7 protein-coding genes and 1 pseudogene are annotated in these 17,772 nt (G+C 74.1%); 4 read left to right on the top strand and 4 right to left on the bottom strand.

Translation table 11 applies throughout. The features are described from left to right. Positions 1–23: 23 nt before the first annotated feature. Together ABZ937_RS07725 and ABZ937_RS07720 are read right to left on the bottom strand one after the other, a co-directional pair. Positions 24–4,769: a type I polyketide synthase gene (locus ABZ937_RS07725; RefSeq protein ID WP_361687113.1), complete on the bottom strand. Its 4,746-nt coding sequence runs from the start codon at positions 4,767–4,769 to the stop codon at positions 24–26. Further along, on the bottom strand, positions 4,769–10,147 hold the full coding sequence (locus ABZ937_RS07720; RefSeq protein WP_361687110.1) for an SDR family NAD(P)-dependent oxidoreductase: 5,379 nt from the start codon (positions 10,145–10,147) through the stop codon (positions 4,769–4,771). The genes ABZ937_RS07725 and ABZ937_RS07720 overlap by 1 nt, the downstream gene beginning before the upstream one ends. Positions 10,148–10,488: 341 nt before the next feature. Between ABZ937_RS07720 and ABZ937_RS07715 the strand changes: the two genes are divergently transcribed. Then, positions 10,489–11,730, top strand: a complete 1,242-nt coding sequence (locus ABZ937_RS07715) for a neprosin family prolyl endopeptidase (RefSeq protein WP_361687107.1) — start codon at positions 10,489–10,491, stop codon at positions 11,728–11,730. A 510-nt stretch (positions 11,731–12,240) separates the two neighbouring features. Here ABZ937_RS07715 and ABZ937_RS07710 read toward each other — a convergent pair. Further along, positions 12,241–13,196, bottom strand: a pseudogene (locus ABZ937_RS07710) (NAD(P)H-dependent glycerol-3-phosphate dehydrogenase). 142 nt (positions 13,197–13,338) lie between these two features. Here ABZ937_RS07710 and murJ point away from each other — a divergent pair. The 3 genes from murJ (at position 13,339) to ABZ937_RS07695 (ending at position 16,511) form a co-directional block, all read left to right on the top strand. Then, the gene (gene murJ, locus ABZ937_RS07705) at positions 13,339–15,027 is read left to right on the top strand and encodes a murein biosynthesis integral membrane protein MurJ (protein ID WP_361687104.1); all 1,689 of its coding nucleotides are present in this window, start codon (positions 13,339–13,341) and stop codon (positions 15,025–15,027) included. 178 nt (positions 15,028–15,205) lie between these two features. Further along, positions 15,206–15,487: an aldo/keto reductase gene (locus tag ABZ937_RS07700; protein ID WP_361687744.1), complete on the top strand. Its 282-nt coding sequence runs from the start codon at positions 15,206–15,208 to the stop codon at positions 15,485–15,487. Positions 15,488–15,608: 121 nt separating this feature from the next. Continuing rightward, the gene (locus ABZ937_RS07695; RefSeq protein ID WP_361687101.1) at positions 15,609–16,511 is read left to right on the top strand and encodes an NADP-dependent oxidoreductase; all 903 of its coding nucleotides are present in this window, start codon (positions 15,609–15,611) and stop codon (positions 16,509–16,511) included. Between the two features lie 324 nt (positions 16,512–16,835). Here the strand turns inward: ABZ937_RS07695 and ABZ937_RS07690 are convergent, their stop codons facing one another. Then, complete coding sequence (locus tag ABZ937_RS07690) at positions 16,836–17,699, bottom strand: oxidoreductase (protein WP_361687098.1); 864 nt, start codon at positions 17,697–17,699, stop codon at positions 16,836–16,838. Between the last annotated feature and the right edge of the window lie 73 nt (positions 17,700–17,772).

Below are 17,772 nucleotides of genomic sequence, written 5' to 3'. Positions count from 1 at the left end.
CGGGGTGTCGTGGGAGGGCGGGGTCACGCCGAGCCGAGTTCGTTGTCGATGAAGGCGAAGACGTCGTCGGCGGAGGCGTCCTCCAGCCGTCCGGCGACGGCGGCGGCGTCCTGGCCGAGGGTCTTGTTCAGGTCGCCCAGCAGCGACTGGAGGCGGGTGGTGATCCGTCCCTGCTCGATGTCCTCGGCGGTGAGGGCGCCGAGCCGGGCGGCGACCCGGTCGAGTTCGGCGACGACCGAGTCCACGGAGGTGCCGGCGCCGGCGAGTTCGGTGCCCAGGTGCTCGGCGAGGGCGGCGGGCGTGGCGTAGTCGAAGACGAGGGTGGCCGGCAGCGGCACCCCGGCGGCGCCGCTGATCCGGTTGCGCAGGTCGACGGAGGTGAGCGAGTCGAAGCCGAGGTCGCGGAAGGCCGTGGTGGGTTCGACCGCGTCGGCGCCCCCGTAGCCGAGGACCGCGGCGGCCTGGCCGCAGACCAGCTCCCGCAGGGCGCGGTCGCGTTCGCCGCCGGTGAGGCCGGCGAGCTTCTCGGCGAAGCCGTCGACCGCGCCTGACTCGGCGCCGCCGGTGCCGCGCCGCGCCTCGGGCAGCGAGGACAGCAGGGCGCTGGGCCGGCTCGACGTGAACGCGGGCGCGAACGTGGACCAGTCGACGTCGGCGACGGTGACGGTGGTGTCGCCGCCGTCCAGGGCGCGGTGCAGTGCGGTGAGGGCGCGGTCGGGGTCGAGGAGGGACATGCCCATCGCGCGGGCGGCCGAGCGGACGGTGCCGTGGGCGGCCATGCCCTCGCCGCCCCACGGTCCCCAGGCCACCGAGGTGGCGGGCAGTCCGGCCGCGCGCCGGTGCTCGGCGAGGGCGTCGAGGAAGGCGTTGGCGGCGGCGTAGTTGGCCTGTCCGGCTCCGCCGACGGTGGCGGTCAGGGAGGAGAACAGCACGAACGCCGACAGGTCCCGGTCCGCGGTCAGTTCGTGCAGGTGGCGGGCGGCGTCGGCCTTGGCGGCGAGGACGCCGGCGAACCGGTCGGGGGTGAGCGCGTCCAGGACGCCGTCGTCGAGGACACCGGCCAGATGGAACACAGCGGTCAGCGGGTGCTCGTCCGGTACGGAGTCCAGCAGCGCGGCGAGTGCCTCCCGGTCGGTGACGTCGCAGGCGGCGAGGGTCACCTCGGCGCCGTTGTCGGTGAGTTCACGGACGAGGTCGGCGGCACCGGGCGCGTCCATGCCGCGGCGGGAGGTCAGCAGCAGGTGGCCGGCGCCCTCGGCGGCGAGCCGGCGGGCGACGGCCGTGCCGACCGCGCCGGTCGCCCCGGTGACCAGGACCGTGCCGGACGGCTTCCAGGGCGCGCCGGCACGGGCCGGGGCATGCTCCAGCCGCCGGCCGTAGGCGCCGGACTCGCGGATGACGACCTGGTCCTCGCCGCCGGCGTCGCCGAGCAGCGCGGCCAGCCGGGCGACGGCCTGCGGACCGATCTCGGCGGGCAGATCGACCAGTCCGCCCCACCGGTCGGGGTGCTCCAGGGCGGCGACCCGGCCGAGGCCCCACACCTGGGCCTGGGCGAAGCCGGTGACGGCGGCGGCCGTGCCGTGCGCGACGGCGTCGCGGGTGGCGCACCACAGCGGGGCGGTGATCCCGGCGTCCCCGAGGGCCTGCACGAGGGCGGCGGTGGCGGTCGGTCCGGTGGCGGGCGCGAGCAGGGACAGCACGCCGTCGACGGAGCCCCGGCCGGCGAGCAGCTCCGCAAGACCGGTACGGCCGGCCGATTCCGGCACCGTCAGGACGTCGAGGCTCAGGCCCTGCTCGGTGAGCCCGGTGCGGACGGCGGCCGTCCAGGGGTCGTCGGCGGCGGGCACGACGGCCAGCCAGTGGCCGCCGAGCACCGGGGTGGCGGCGGGTGCCAGCGGCTCCCAGGCGACGCGGTAGCGCCAGCTGTCGGCGGTGGCGTTGGCCTGCCGCTGCTCGTGCCAGGCGGCCAGGGCCGGTACGACGGCGGCGACGGAGGTCTCGTCGGCGACGCCGAGCGTGGCGGCGACGGCGTTCACGTCCTGGTCGCGGACCAGTTCCCAGAACGGGTCGGCCGCGTCACCGCCCGCGCGGGCCGCGGCGGAGCGTTCGGCCTGGAGGACGGGGGCGTCCTCCCAGTGCCGGTCGCGGCGGAACGGATAGGTGGGCAGATCGACCTTGCGGCCCCCGGCGAACACCGCCGTCCAGTCCGGGCCGGTGCCGGTCAGGTGCAGCCGGCAGACGGCGTCGACCAGGGCGGCGTCCTCGGCGCGGTCGCGGCGCTGGGCGCCGATGACGTGCGGGACCACGTCCTGCGCCATGCCGGTCAGCACCGAGTCGGGGCCGACCTCCAGGAAGCGGGTGGCGCCCTCGGCGGCCAGCGCGCCGACCCCGTCGTGGAAGCGGACGGCCTCGCGGACGTGCCGTACCCAGTAGTCGGGCGAGGTGAGTTCGCCGGCCATGCCTCCGGTGACGTTGGAGACGACCGGCAGGGCGGGCTCGTGGAAGGTGAGGCTCGCCAGTACCTCGCGGAACGCGTCGAGCATCGGGTCCATGCGGCGGGAGTGGAAGGCGTGCGACACCTTCAGCCGGGTGCTCTTCGCCACCTTCGCGGCCACGGCGAGGACGGCCTCCTCGTCACCGGAGATCACCACCGCGCGGGGGCCGTTGACGGCCGCGATGTCGACTCCGTCGGTGAGCAGCGGCGTCACCTCGGCCTCGGAGGCCAGCAGGGACACCATCGCGCCGCCCGCGGGCAGTTCCTGCATGAGCCGGCCGCGGGCGGCGACCAGGGCGACCGCGTCCTTGACGTCCAGGACTCCGGCGACGTGCGCGGCGACGACCTCGCCGATGGAGTGACCGGCGAGCAGGTCCGGGCGGATGCCCCAGTGTTCCAGCAGCCGGTACAGGGCGGTCTCGAAGGTGAACAGGGCCGCCTGTGTGTAGACGGTCTGGTCCAGGGGGGTGGGGTCGGTGTCCGCGTCGAACATCACCTCGCGCAGCGGCCGGTCCAGGTGGGTGTCGAAGGCGGCGCAGATCTCGTCGAAGGCGGCGGCGAACACCGGGAACCCGGCGTGCAGGGTCCGGCCCATGCCGGGTCGCTGGGAGCCCTGGCCGGAGAACAGCATGCCGAGCCGGCCGGGTTCGGGGGCCACGACGGCGGCCTGGCTGCCGTCGGCGACGGCGCGCAGACCGGCCAGCAGTTCGTCGCGGTCGCGGCCCGTGACGGCGGCGCGGTGGGTGAACAGGGCGCGCGTGGTGGCCAGCGAGTGGCCGACGTCGTACGGGTCGAGGTCACCGGCGGCGGCGAGGAGCCGCTCCGCCTGCCGCTGGACGGCGTCGGAGCCCTTGCCGGACAGCACCCACGGGACGACGGGCAGTGCGGCGCGCTCCGGGGCGGGCGGCTCGGCCCCGGCGGTCGGCGCCTGCTCCAGGATGGTGTGCGCGTTGGTGCCGGAGATCCCGAAGGAGGACACGCCGGCGCGCCGGGGGCGTCCCTCGGGGGTGTCCCAGGGGTGCGGTTCGGTGAGCAGCCGGACGTCGCCCGCGCTCCAGTCGACGGCGGTGCTGGGCTTCTCGACGTGCAGGGTGCGGGGCAGGGTGCCGTGGCGCATCGCCATGACCATCTTGATGATGGCTCCGACGCCGGCCGCGGCCTGCGGGTGGCCCATGTTGGACTTGATGGAGCCCAGCCAGATCGGCTGGTTCGCCGGCCGGTCCTGTCCGTAGGCGGCGATGACGGCCTGGGCCTCGATGGGGTCGCCGAGGGTGGTGCCGGTGCCGTGCGCCTCGACGGCGTCGATGTGGTGCGGGGCGAGCTGGGCGTCGGCGAGGGCCTGCCGGATGACGCGGATCTGGGCCGGGCCGCTGGGCGCGGTCAGGCCGTTGGAGGCGCCGTCCTGGTTGACGGCCGAGCCGCGGACGACGGCGAGCACCTCGTGGCCGTTGCGCCGGGCGTCGGACAGCCGCTCCACGAGGAGCATCCCGGCGCCCTCGGCCCACGCGGCGCCCGCGGCGTCGTCGGAGAAGGAGTGGCAGCGGCCGTCGGGGGACAGCGCGCGCCGCTCGCTGAACTCGATGAACATCTCGGGGCTGGCCATGACGGCGGCGCCGCCCGCCAGCGCCAGGGAGCACTCGCCCTTGCGCAGCGACTGGATCGCCGAGTGCAGCGCCACCAGGGAGGAGGAGCAGGCGGTGTCCATGGTGACCGCGGGGCCCTCCAGGCCCAGGGTGTAGGCGATCCGGCCGGAGACGATGCTGCCGGAGATGGTGCCGCCGACGTAGTCGTGGTGCATCAGGCCGACGAAGACTCCGGTCGGGGTGCCCTTCACCGTGCTCGGGTCGATCCCGGCCCGCTCGAACGCCTCCCAGGTGACCTCCAGCAGCAGGCGCTGCTGCGGGTCGGTGCCGGGCGCGTCCTTGGGGCTGATGCCGAAGAAGGCGGGGTCGCACTCGGCGGCGTCGTGCAGGAAGCCGCCGTGGCGGACGTAGGACTTGCCGGGGGCGCCGGGCTCGGGGTCGTAGATCGCCTCGACGTCCCAGCCGCGGTCGGTGGGGAACTCGGTGACGACGTCGATGCCCTCGTCGACGATGCGCCACAGGTCCTCCGGGCTGCGCACCCCGCCGGGGTAGCGGCAGCCCATGCCGATGATGGCGACGGGCTCGTGGTCCCGCTCCTCCAGCTCCCGCACGCGGCGGCGGCTGCGCTCCAGCTCGGTCGTGGCCCGCTTGAGGTAGTCGCGGAGCTTGGCGGACGTGGCCGAGTCTTCCATCACTGGGCTCCCAGTTCGTCGTCGATCCTGGCGAAGAGTTCTTCGTCGCTGGCTTCCCGGAAGTCGTCCGGTGCCTCGGGCGCGGTGTGCCGTCCGTGGGTGTCCTGCCAGCCGCGCAGCAGCGCTTCGAGGCGCGCGGTGACCCGGGCGTGGCTGCCGTCCTGGTCGGGCAGGGCGTGCAGGGCGGCTTCGAGGCGGTCCAGCTCGGCCAGCGCGGACCGGGCCTGGTCGGCGGGTCCGGGCACGAGCGCGGTCCTGAGACGGGCGGCGAGGGCGAGGGGGGTGGGCTGGTCGAAGACCAGGGTGGCGGGCAGGGTCAGGCCGGTGGCGCCCGCGAGGAGGTTGCGCAGTTCGACGGCGGCGAGCGAGTCGAAGCCCATCTCCTGGAAGGCGCGCCCCGGGTCGACGGACTCCGGTGAGGGGTGCCCGAGTACGCCGGCGACGTGTGTGCGGACCAGTTCCAGCAGGGCGCGGTCCCGTTCGGCGTCCGCCAGCGGCGCCAGCCGCTCGCGCCAGGACTCGGCGGGCGCGCCCGCGGCGAGGTCGGCGCCGCGCCGCCGGGCGGGCCGCACCACGCCGCGCAGCAGCGCGGGTACGCCGTCCGGCCGGGCGCGCACCGCGGCGGCGTCCAGGCGTACGGGCACCAGTACGGCGTCCTCGCCGCCGAGGCCGGCGTCGAAGGCGCGCAGTCCCTGGGCCGGGGTCAGCGGCGGCAGGCCCAGCCGGCGCAGCCGTTCCAGGTCGGCGGCGTCGATGTCCGCGCTCATGCCGCCGGAGCCGGACCACAGGCCGTACGCGAGGGAGACGGCGGGCAGGCCGAGCGAGCGGCGGTGGGCGGCGAGGCCGTCGAGGAAGGTGTTGGCGGCGGCGTAGTTGGCCTGGCCGCCGCCGACCAGCAGACCGGCGGTGGAGGAGAGCAGGACGAAGGCCGACAGGTCCTTCTCGCGGGTCAGTTCGTGCAGGTTCCAGGCGGCGTCCACCTTGGGCCGCAGCACCCGGTCGACCCGGTCCGCGTCGAGGGTGGCCAGCACGCCGTTGTCGACGACGCCGGCGGCGTGCACCACGGCCCGCACGTCGTGCCCGGCGAGCAGCGCGGCCAGGTCGGCGCGGTCGGCGGCGTCGCACCGGGCGAGGGTCACCTCGGCACCCGACCGCTCCAGCTCGCCGCGGAGTTCGGCGGCGCCGGGGGCGTCCGGGCCGCGCCGGCCGGCCAGCAGCAGACGCCGTACGCCGTGCTCGGTGACCAGGTGACGGGCGATCAGGGCGCCGAGCCCGCCGGTGCCGCCCGTGATCAGGACGGTGCCGTCCGGGTCCCAGTGCGGCGGACCGCCGGGCTTGGCGCGGGCCAGCCGCGGCACCCGCACCTCGCCGTCCCGCACCGCGGCCTCCGGTTCACCGGAGGCGAGTGCCGTGGCGAGGGCGGGACCCGGGGCGGCGCTGCCGTCGCTGTCGATCAGCAGGAACCGGCCGGGGTTCTCGGCCTGGGCGGCGCGTACGAGCCCGTACAGGGGGGCGTGGGTGAGGTCGCCGGCGCGCAGGAGCACGGCGAGCCGGCGGCCGGCGCAGCGCTCGTCCTCCGGCCAGGCGCGCAGGATGTCCAGGGTGGCGTCGACCCGGTCCCGTACCAGGGCGGGCAGGTCGGCGACGGCGTCGGGGGCGGCCGGCGGGACCAGGACCACGAGGTCGGGCACGGGGCCCGCGGCGGTGAGGGCGGCCAGGTCCGGGTGCCGGGGCGCGTCCAGGCCGGCGTCGTCGCCGCAGACGGCCAGGGCGGGCACGTCGGCGGTCGCCGGGCCGGGCGCCGGGACGAGGTCGACCCGGTACAGCGGGTCGTCGCCGTCCCCGGCCAGCTGCTCGGCCGAGACGGGGCGGGCCACGAGGCTGCGCACGGTCGCGACGGGTGCGCCGGTGGCGTCGGCGAGGGTGAGGGTGACGGTGTCGGGGCCGGACGGGGCCAGGTGGAGGCGCAGGGCGCCGGCGCCGGCCGCGTGCAGCGTGACGCCGCCCCAGGCGAACGGCAGCACCGCCTGGCCGCCGGGCAGGTCCAGCAGGTTGACGTGCAGGACCGCGTCGAGGAGCGCCGGGTGCACGCCGAACGCGGCGGCGGTGGCGCGGGCGCTCTCGGGCAGTGCCGCCTCGGCGAACAGTTCGTCCCCGCGGCGCCACATGGCGCGCAGTCCCTGGAAGACCTCGCCGTAGCCGTAGCCGGTGCGGGCCAGGCCGGGGTAGAGGCCGTCCAGGGCGACCGGTTCGGCGTCCTCGGGCGGCCAGTCCGTCAGGCCGGCCGGGCTGCCCTCCTCGGCGCTGCCGACGACACCGGCGGCGTTGCGGGTCCACGGGGCGTCGGGGCGGTCGGCGCGGCGGGACCAGACGGTCAGCTCCCGGCGTCCGTCCCGTTCGCCGCCGACGGCGACCTGTACGGCCAGCGCGCCCTGCTCGGGCAGGATCAGCGGGGCGTGCAGGGTGAGTTCCTCGACGGTGTCGCAGCCGGTGCGCTCCCCGGCCTGCAGGGCCATCTCCACGAAGGCGGTGCCGGGCAGCAGCACGCTTCCGTGCACGGCGTGGTCGGCCAGCCACGGGTGGGAGGCGAGGGAGAGCCGGCCGGTGAGGACCGCTCCCCCGGTGTCGGGCAGGTCGGTCGCGGCGGTGAGCAGCGGGTGTCCGGTGGCGTGCTGCCCCAGGCCGTCGGCGTCCCCGCTGCCGCCCGCGCCGGCCTCCAGCCAGAGGCGTTCGCGCTGGAAGGCGTAGGTGGGCAGGTCGGTGCGCCGGGCGTGGTGCGGGGCGAAGAACGCCGGCCAGTCCACGGCGGTGCCGGCCGCGTGCAGCCGGGCCACGGCCGTGACCAGGTCGCGTTCCTCGTCGCCGTCGCGGCGCAGCCCGGCGACGGTCACGCTGCCCTCGGGGACGCAGTCCACGGCCAGGGCGGTGAGGGCCGCGTCCGGGCCGACTTCGAGGAACGCGCGGACGCCCAGTTCGTGCAGGGTGGTCAGGGCGGGGGCGAAGCGGACGGTGCGGCGGACGTGCTCGACCCAGTAGCCGGCGGTGGCCAGCCGGCCGGGGTCGGCGAGGGCGCCGGTGAGCGTGGAGACGATCGGGATCCGCGGCGGCTCGAACGCGCAGCGGGCGGCGGCCTCGGCGAAGTCGGCCAGCATCGGCTCCATCAGCGGCGAGTGGAAGGCGTGCGAGACCTTCAGCCGCTTGCTCTTCTCGAACCGGGCGGCGAGTGCGGCGACGGCGTCCTCGGCGCCCGAAACGACCACGGAGCGGGGGCCGTTGACGGCGGCGAGGCCGATCCGGTCGCCCAGGTGGGGGGCGACCTCGTCCTCGGTGGCGCGCAGCGCGGCCATGGCGCCGCCCGCGGGCAGGGCCGCCATCAAGGTGCCGCGGGCCAGTACGAGTCGCACCGCGTCGGGCAGGGACAGCACGCCGGCGACATGGGCGGCGGCGAGTTCGCCGACGGAGTGCCCGGCGAGGTAGTCGGGGGTCACGCCCCAGGACTCCAGGAGGCGGTACAGGGCGACTTCGGTGGCGAAGAGGGCGATCTGCGCGTAGTCGGTACGGGTGAGCAGGCCGGCGTCGGTGTCGATCACTTCGGCGAGGGGCCGTTCCAGGCCCGGGTCGGCGAGCGCGCACACCGCGTCGAAGGCCTCCGCGTACACGGGGAAGGCCTTGTGCAGGGCGCGGCCCATGCCGAGCCGCTGCGCTCCCTGACCGGTGAACAGGAACGCCGTCCTGCCGCCCACCTGGGTGAGCGGGGTCGCGGCAGTGAGCTGGGCGAGCAGTTCGCCGGTGTCCCGGCCGACCGCGACGGCGCGGTGCTCGAAGCGGCCGCGGGTGGTGGCCAGCGACAGACCGAGGTCGGCCGGGCGTGCGTCGGGGTGCGTGCCGAGGTGGTCGCGCAGGCGGGCGATCTGTCCGGCGAGGGCCTGGCGGGTACGGCCGCTGACGATCCAGGGGACCTGACCGCCCGCCCGCTCGGCCGGGTGGTCCGCGTCCTGGGCGGGTGCCTGTTCCAGGACGACGTGCGCGTTGGTCCCGCTGATACCGAAGGAGGAGACGGCGGCGCGGCGGGGCCGGCCGGTGTCGGGCCACGGGCGGCGTTCCAGGGCCAGTTCGACGGCGCCCGCGCTCCAGTCCACTTGGTCGGTGGGGGCGTCGACGTGGAGGGTGGGCGGAACCTCGCCGTGCCGCATCGCCAGCACCGTCTTGATGACCCCGGCGACGCCCGCGGCGGCCTGGGTGTGCCCGAGGTTGGACTTGACCGAGCCCAGCAGCAGCGGCTCCGTACGGTCCTGGCCGTAGGTGGCGAGCAGGGCCTGGGCCTCGATGGGGTCGCCGAGGGCGGTGCCGGTGCCGTGCGCCTCGACCACGTCGACGTCGGCGGCGGTGAGCCCGGCACCGGCCAGCGCCTGCCGGATGACACGCTGCTGGGAGGGGCCGTTGGGCGCGGTGAGGCGGCTGCTGGCGCCGTCGGAGTTGACCGCGCTGCCGCGGATGACGGCGAGCACCGGGTGGCCGGCTCGCTGGGCGTCGGCGAGCCGTTCCAGGAGCAGCATGCCGGCGCCCTCGCCCCAGCCGGTGCCGTCGGCCGCGGCGGCGAACGCCTTGCAGCGGCCGTCCGGCGCGAGTCCGCGCTGCCGGCTGAAGTCGATGAACGTCTCCGGCGTGGACATCACGGTGACGCCGCCGGCCAGGGCGAGCGAGCACTCGCCCGACTGCAGGGCCCGTACCGCCCAGTGCAGGGCGACCAGGGAGGAGGAGCAGGCGGTGTCGACGGTGACCGCGGGGCCTTCGAGGCCGAAGGTGTAGGCGACGCGGCCGGAGGCGATGCTGGCGGCACTGCCGTTGGCGAGGTAGCCGTCGAGGTCGTCGGGGACGGTGGTGAGGCGGGTGGCGTAGTCGTTGTACATCACGCCGGCGAACACGCCGGTGCGGCTGCCGCGCAGGGAGGCCGGGACGATGCCGGCCCGTTCGAAGGCGTCGTGGGACGTCTCCAGCAGGAGCCGCTGCTGCGGGTCCATGGCGAGGGCCTCGCGGGGGCTGATGCCGAAGAAGTCGTAGTCGAAGTCGGCGGCGTCGTGCAGGAACCCGCCGGTGCGGGCGTACGTCCGGCCGGGCCGCGCCGGGTCGGGGTCGTACAGGGCGTCCACGTCCCAGCCCCGGTCGGCGGGGAAGTCCGACACCGCGTCGGTGCCCGTCGCGACCAGTTCCCACAGGTCCTCGGGGGTGGTGACGCCACCCGGGTAGCGGCAGCCGATGCCGACGACGGCGACCGGGCCGTGTGCGCGTCGCTCGTTCTCGCGCAGTCGTCGCCGCGCCTCCCGCAGTTCCGCGGTCGTCCGCTTGAGATAGTCGAGCAGTTGCTCTTCGTTGGTCACCAGCGCGCCATCCGATCGAGATCGAAGTGAGGGCCTCGGCCGTGCGGATCGGCTCCGGACGGTTTCCGGACCGCTTCCCCTCCGCTGTCGGAGGCTAGGCAGGCGGCGGTGACGCAAGACACCCCTACAGCCCCCAGGGTCCCCTGCGGTGGCTAAGGGGTCCCCGCGGAACGGCCTTCGTGCGGCACGGCGGAGGGCCCGCGACAGCCCCCGTGGCGGCCGTCGCGGGCCGGCCCCGCCCGCCCCGAGTGGCACCCAGGAAGAGCCTTCCCTTGGGGTACTTCATCCCCTCCTGTTGGCATATGCGTTTATCCGTAGCCGTGACACGGAAATGGCAAGCCATGGCTATCGAACGCAATCCCCACTTCGACGGCGAGGGGGACAGGCCGCCCTTCGCCCGCGGCCTCGCCACCGTTACCGAGTCCCCCGCCGAGGCCCAGGCCCGGCTGGAGGAGATCCACCAGTACCTCCGCGACCAGTACGCCCGGCGTGACATCGTCGCGAGCACGGTGACCGAGGGCGGCACCATGCTCGACTGGGTGCCCATCGAGTCGCAGCTCGGCGACGGCGGCTCCGTCGCCGAGCCGCCGGGCGAGAACCAGCCCTTCGAACGGCTCGACGGCGACCGGCCGATCGAGCCCACCCGCTTCGAGCTGGAGCACCCGAACGCCGAACTGGGTCCGCCCGGCACGATTCCCCTCGTACGCCTGCCCGTGGAGAAGATCACGCCCGAGGTCGGGCTGAACGACTGGCTCGCCAAGGGCACCCACGCCATGACCGTCACCCCGACGGGCGAGCTGACCACCCGAGCCGCCACGGTCCACAAGTACGGCTCCAGCGCCCAGTCCGTGACGGCCTACGGCACATCGGGGAACATCAACGTCTGGCACACCTTCGTGGAGTACAGCAGCGAGTTCTCCCTCGGCCAGCTCGCCCTGACCCGGGGCAGCGGCACGGGCCGGCAGACCGTCGAGGTCGGCCACCAGGTCTACAAGGACCTCTACGGTGACTGGCTGCCGCACCTCTTCATCTTCTACACGACCAACGGGCACACCCAGAGCGGTGACTACAAGGGCGGCTACAACCAGAACGTGGCCGGCTGGGTCCAGGCTTCCAACACGCTCTACCCGGGGGCCCTCTCCAGCCCGCTGAGCACGTTCGGCGGCGCCCAGTACCAGATGGCCCTGAAGGTCCAGCTCTGGCAGGGCAACTGGTGGGTCCAGGTCAACGGCGTCTGGATGGGCTACTACCCGGCCTCCCTGTTCAACAGCGCCGGTCTGCGTTCCCAGGCGGACGTCGTCCACTGGTTCGGGGAAGTGGTGGACGACGGCACCGACCCGGCCACCACCCGCACGGACATGGGCAGCGGGCGCTGGCCCTACCAGGGCTGGCAGCAGTGCGCGTTCATGAACAACCTGATGTACCAGTCGGACACCGGCGGCACCATGCAGCCCTACCGCGGCTCGGCGTGGTCGTCCCACCCGAACTGCTACACGCTGGAGGACCACTTCTCCAGCGGGGACGCGTCGTGGGGGTCGTACTGCTGGTGGGGCGGCAGCGGAAGGAACAGCTCATGCCCATAGCGGGACCACCCCCGGGCGAGCCGTCCGGCGAGCCGCCGGACGTGCTGCCGTGTCCGGGGGACCCCGAGTGCGAGTGCGTGCGCATCGGATCGGCGGCGCACGGTGGTCCGCCCGGCGGCATGCCGGCCCCTTCCCCGAGTCGTCCCGGCGAGGACCTGTGCCCACCCGGCTACGTACCCCGCCGCCGGCGTCCGGGGCCTGGGACGGTGTACGAGGAGGGCGGAAGGCGGGTCCGCCGCCCGGGGGAGCCGGAACGCAACCCGGCGTCCGGGGCGCCGGACGAGGGAGGGGACCCCGGTCACGACCACCGCTGAGCGCGCCTTCCACCCGGCCCCGGGTTGTCGGACGACACCCCGGGGCCCGGTCCGCACGGACCTGCCGGTGTCGGGCGGACGGCCTCGATGCGGTCGACGGAGGTGTCGACGCCCGCGATCACCGGCACGCCGGCGTCCGGTGCTGCCGCTCCGGCCAACTGCCGCACACCCCCGCGCGCTTCCGGGGTCGGCGGGTTCAGCGCTCGGGCTTCGGGGGCCGGCTCAGCAGCGCCGCGGCGGCCTCGGCGAGGGTGACCTTCTCGTGCAGCAGCGCGGCGACGACGCTGGTGATCGGCATCTCGACGTCGCGGGCACGGGCGAGGTCGAGGATCGCCTCGGCCGACTGCACACCCTCCGTGGTCTGCCGGGTGACGGCGACGGCCTCGTCGACGCTCAGGCCCCGGCCGAGGTGGCTGCCGAAGGTCCGGTTGCGCGAGAACGGGGACGTGCAGGTGGCCACGAGATCACCCATGCCCGCCAGACCGGCGAGGGTGGCGGGCCGGGCGCCCAGCGCGCTGGCCAGCCGGGTGGTCTCCGCCAGGCCCCGCGTGATGCGATGACGTTCTTCACCGCGCTGCCCAGCTCGCAGCCGATCACGTCGGTGCTGGTGTACGGCCGGAAGTACGGGGTGTGGCACGCCGTCTGGAACCGACGGGCGGCGTCCTCGTCCAGGCATGCGACGGTGGCCGCGGCGGGCTGGCCGTCCATGATCTCGCGGGCGAGATTCGGCCCCGACAGCACGGCGATCCGCTCCGGGCGCACGCCGGTCACCTCGGCGATGACCTGGCTCGCCCGCAGCCCGGTGCCCGCCTCGATGCCCTTCATCAGCGACACGATCACGGTGTCGGGTCCGATGAGCGGGGCCCACACCGCGAGGTTGGCCCGCAACGACTGCGCGGGAACGGCGAGTACGGCGTAGTCGGCGCCGTCCAGGGCGACGGCCGGGTCGGTCGTGGCCGCCACGGGAGTGGGCAGTTCGGTGTCCGGCCAGTAGGCGGGGTTCCGGCGGCCGGCGTTGATCGCGTCGGCCACCTCCTGCCGCCGGGCGTGCAGCACCACGTCGGTACCGGCGTCGCCCAGGATCTTGGCGACGGCCGTACCCCAGGACCCGCCCGAGAGCACCGCTGCGCGGGCGGGACGGTTCTGGCTCACTGCGCGGTCCTCTCACCGGACGTCGATCCGCCAGGCTGGGCCGGGCCGGGTCATCGTAGCGACCAGAAGGTCCGCCCCTGCACCGCACGGGCCTCGCTTCCCACCGCCGGGCGAACGCCGGAATCCCGATAGCCTTGGGCGCATGATCAAGGGGGCGGAGACGAGGCCGCGGGCCGATTCGTCGGAGCGAGGAGCGCGGGGGCGGCACGCCGCGCGGAGGAAGAAGCCGGCGAAGGGCGGGCTGGCCCGTTCCTCCTTGCTGATGGCGCTGGGCACGGTCGTGTCCCGGGCGACGGGACTCGTCCGGCAGGTGCTCCAGGCCGCCGCGCTGGGCACGGGTCTGCTGGCCAGTACCTACAACACCGCCAACACGGTGCCCACCAGCCTGTACACGCTCCTGATCGGCGGTGCGCTCAACGCGGTCCTGGTGCCTCAACTGATACGGGCACGGGCGACCCACCCCGACGGAGGGCGGGCGTACGAACAGCGCCTGGTGACCCTCGTGGTGTCCGTACTCGGCGCCGGCACGGCGCTGGCGGTGTGGGCGGCGCCGCAGATCGTCGGTCTGTACATGCGGGACACTCCCGGCAGACACCAGGCTTTCGAGCTGACGGTGACCTTCGCCCGTTTCCTCCTGCCGCAGATCTTCTTCTACGGCCTGTTCAGCATCTACGGCCAAGTCCTCAACGCCCGGGAGAAGTTCGGGGCGATGATGTGGACTCCGGTCCTGAACAACGCCGTCCTGATCGGCATGTTCGGCGCGTACCTGGGCCTGATGACCGTTCCCGACCGGGTGGAGGACATCACGACCGCCCAGGTCCGGCTGCTGGGCATCGGCACGACCGCCGGCATCGCCGTCCAGGCCCTCGCGCTGATCCCGTTCGCCCGTGCCGCCGGCTTCCGTTTCCGGCCGCGCTTCGACTGGCGCGGCACCGGTCTGGGCTCCAGCATCCATGCCGCCAAGTGGACCCTGCTGTTCGTCCTGGCCAACCAGGTCGCGCTGACGGTGATCACCAACTACGCGAACGCCGCCGACCAGGAGCTGCCGAAGGCGGGCGCGGGCTACACGGCCTACACGTACGCGCAGACCATCTGGATGCTGCCGCAGTCCATCGTCACCGTCTCCCTGGTGACCGCCCTGCTGCCGCGCATGAGCAAGGCCGCCGCCGAAGGCCGTGTCCCCGACCTGCGGGCGGACCTCTCACGTGCCCTGCGCGTCAGCGGCGTCGTCATCGTGCCGGCCGCCTTCTTCTTCCTGGCCCTGGGGCCGCAGATCGCTCCGCTGCTGTTCGCCCACGGTGCCGCCGACGCCGCCTCGGCCCAGCCGCTCGGCCATATGCTCCAGGCGTTCGGCCTCGGTCTGATCCCCTTCTCGGCCCAGTACCTGCTGCTGCGCGGCTTCTACGCCTTCGAGGACACCCGTACGCCCTTCTTCATGGCGACGTGGATCGCCGCGGTCAACATCGCCCTCGCCACCGCGTGCCATCTGCTGCTGCCCACCCGCTGGGCGGTGACGGGAATGGCCGGGGCCTACACCCTGTCCTATCTGGCCGGCCTCGCCCTGACCGCACGGCTGCTGCGCAAGCGGGTCGGCGGACGCCTCGACGACGGGACGCTCCGCCGCACCTACACCAAGCTCGCCGTGGCGGCGGGTCTCGGCGCGGCCCTGGCCTGGACCGCCGCACGCGGCTCCGCCGCCTGGCTCGGGGCCGGTACGTGGCCCACGGCCGGCGCCCTCGCCGCGGGAGCCCTGACTCTGGCCGCGGTCTATCTCGTACTGGCCCGCCTGATGAAGATCAGCGAACTCCGGCGACTGCCCGGGATGCGGTGACGCACCGGCCCGGAGCCGAGTTCCGGCCAGGGGCTGAACGGGATGCCGGGGTACGGGAGGCACGTGTTCAGCACCTGCCGGCCCTGGCCAGGGCGGTCGCCGGCCCACCGCGGCAGGACGGGGATCTCGCCGCGTGCCACGGCGTACCGGTACGCCTCGGGACCCCTAGGCGGAGGTCCTGCCGACGTGCGTGGCACTCGGCATCGGGTTCGTGCCGTTCAGCCCACTCGGCAAGGGGTTCCTGACCGGGGCGGTGGACACGTCGACGTCGTTCACGGACGGCGACGTCCGCACGACCATGCCCCGTTTCACGGCGGAGAACCGCGCGGCGAACCAGGCCCTGGTCGACCACGTCGCGGGGCCCGCCCAGGCCAAGGACGCCACCCCCGGACGAGGAGAACATCTCGGGGTGCAGGGGGACCGGTACAACGAGCATCACATGTCGCTTGCCGACAAGTAGCGTGTAGGGTCGATGTATCGGAGTAGAAACGTGCTCTGCGGCCGGGCAGACAGCCGGACACGGAGTACGCGCACACGCGGTATCGGATGATCCGCCACTCCTTCCACGGAAGGAGTGCGTCATGAGGGCAGCACGGTTCAGCCGGTTCGGCGGCCCGGAGGTTCTTGAGATCGTTGACCTCCCCGATCCCCATCCCGGTGCCGGAGAGATACGGATCAAGGTCCGTGCCGCGGGGATCAACGCCAGCGACTGGAAGAAGCGTCAGGGCCTGATGGACCAGGAACTGCCACAGACCCTGGGCTACGAGGCTGCGGGCATCGTTGACGAGATCGGCGACGGTGTCTCGGGTGTCACGGTCGGCGACCGGGTCTTCGGAGCCTCACCGTACGGAGCCGCCCAAGCGGAGTTGGCCGTGCTGTCCTACTGGGCCCCGATCCCGGACTCGCTCGACTGTGCGAGGTCTGCAGCGCTCCCCGCGGCAGCCGAGACCGCAGCGCGCTCGCTCGACCAGCTCGGCGTCACAGCGGGCAGCACCGTGCTCATCAACGGCGCATCCGGCAGCGTCGGGAGCGCCGCTGTCCAACTCGCCATCGAACGCGGCGCGCGCGTCATCGGCACGGGTAGTCCGGGCACACACGATGCCCTCCGCGCGCTCGGGGCCGAGCCGGTGGCATACGGCGACGGGATGCCAGAGCGAGTCCGGGCAATCATGCCGTCGGGTGTCGATTTCGCCCTGGACATCGCCGGCAGCGGCGTCCTTCCCGAACTCGTGGAGCTCGCGGGCGCGCCCGAGCACGTGCTCACGGTCGCCGACTTCCGCGGCGCGCGGCAGACGGGCATCCGCTTCAGCCGCGGCGACACCGGCCGTGCCACCTACGCGCTGGCCCAGGTCGCTCACATGGCCGAAACAGGACGATTCCCCGTCCAGGTCGGCCAGACCTTCCCCTTGACCGAGGTGGCCCACGCGCACCGTGTCGGCGAAGCCGGGACTGTGCGGGGCAAACTCGTGCTACTCGTGGACTGACCGGTCTGCCAAGAGAGCAGTGACCGTCGGGCCGACCGGCCTGAGCTACGCCCTGCCGGCCGAGGTCACCCGCCCGACGGTCTACCGGCATTGGCCAAGCCGCGCCGCCCTGCTCCTCGACCTCATCCTCGAAGGGCCCGACCTCGGCGACTACCCTCAACCGCCCGGCTCCTCCTCGACCGCGGTCAGGTCACCGACGCCTTCATCGACGCCGTCGTCACCCAGTGGCTCACCACACTGGAACGCGCGGGCGCCCTGCCTCAGCAACACGCCCACCGGAACCTGATCACACACAGGTGACCACTACCGGATCGCCTGCCCGCCTCACGGCGCGATGCCGTCCAGTTCGGCGGCCGCGTCGTCCGGCAGCGCCAGGCTCGCCGCGGCGATGTTTTCGAGCAGGTGCTCCGGGGAGGAGGTGCCGGGGATGAGCGCGATGTTCGGCGACCGGCGCAGCAGCCAGGCCAGCGCCACCTGCTGCGGCGAGGTCTCCAGCCGGGCGGCGACCTTCGCCAGCGTCTCGGACTGCAGCGGGTTGAAGCCGCCGAGGGGGAAGTACGGCACGAAGGCGATGTTCTCGGCCGCCGTGCGCTCCACCAGGGCGTCGTCCTGTCGGTTGGCCAGGTTGTACAGGTTCTGCACGGTTACCACGGGCGCGATCGCGAGCGCCTCGTCCAGCTGTGCGGCGGTCACCGTGCTCAGCCCCAGGTGCCGGACCAGCCCCCGCTCCCGCAGCTCGGCCAGCGCGCCGAACGGCTCGGCCAGGGAGTCGTCGTTCGGGGCGTCCGCATCGCCCAGCCGCAGGTTGACGACGTCCAGGGCCTCCAGGCCGAGGTTGCGCAGGTTGTCGTACACCTGCGCCTTCAGGTCCTCGGGGTGCCGGGACAGGATCCAGCTGCCGTCGGCTCCGCGGCGGGCGCCGACCTTGGTGACGAGGTGCAGGTCCTCGGGGTACGGGTGCAGGGCCTCCCGGATGAGCTCGTTGACGACGACGGGGCCGTAGAAATCGGAGGTGTCGATGTGGGTGATGCCCGCCTCCACCACCGCGCGGAGCACCGCGAGGGCCCGGTCACGGTCCTTCGGGGGACCGAAGACGTGCGGCCCGGCCAGCTGCATGGCGCCGTAGCCGACGCGGGTGAGGGTCAGGCCGTCGGCCGGGGTGATGGTGCCGCCGAGCTGTGCGGTCATGTCGTGCCTCTCAGGATGGTGCTCAGGTGGTACGGGCCACCGAGGTCGTTCCGGTGGCCCGGTCTCCACCTTG

It is taken from the genome of Streptomyces sp. NPDC046727, assembly GCF_040645635.1.
Taxonomy (GTDB): domain Bacteria; phylum Actinomycetota; class Actinomycetes; order Streptomycetales; family Streptomycetaceae; genus Streptomyces.
The sequence above is the reverse complement of the archived record's forward strand: the minus strand, read 5'-3'. Positions and strand labels throughout refer to the sequence as shown.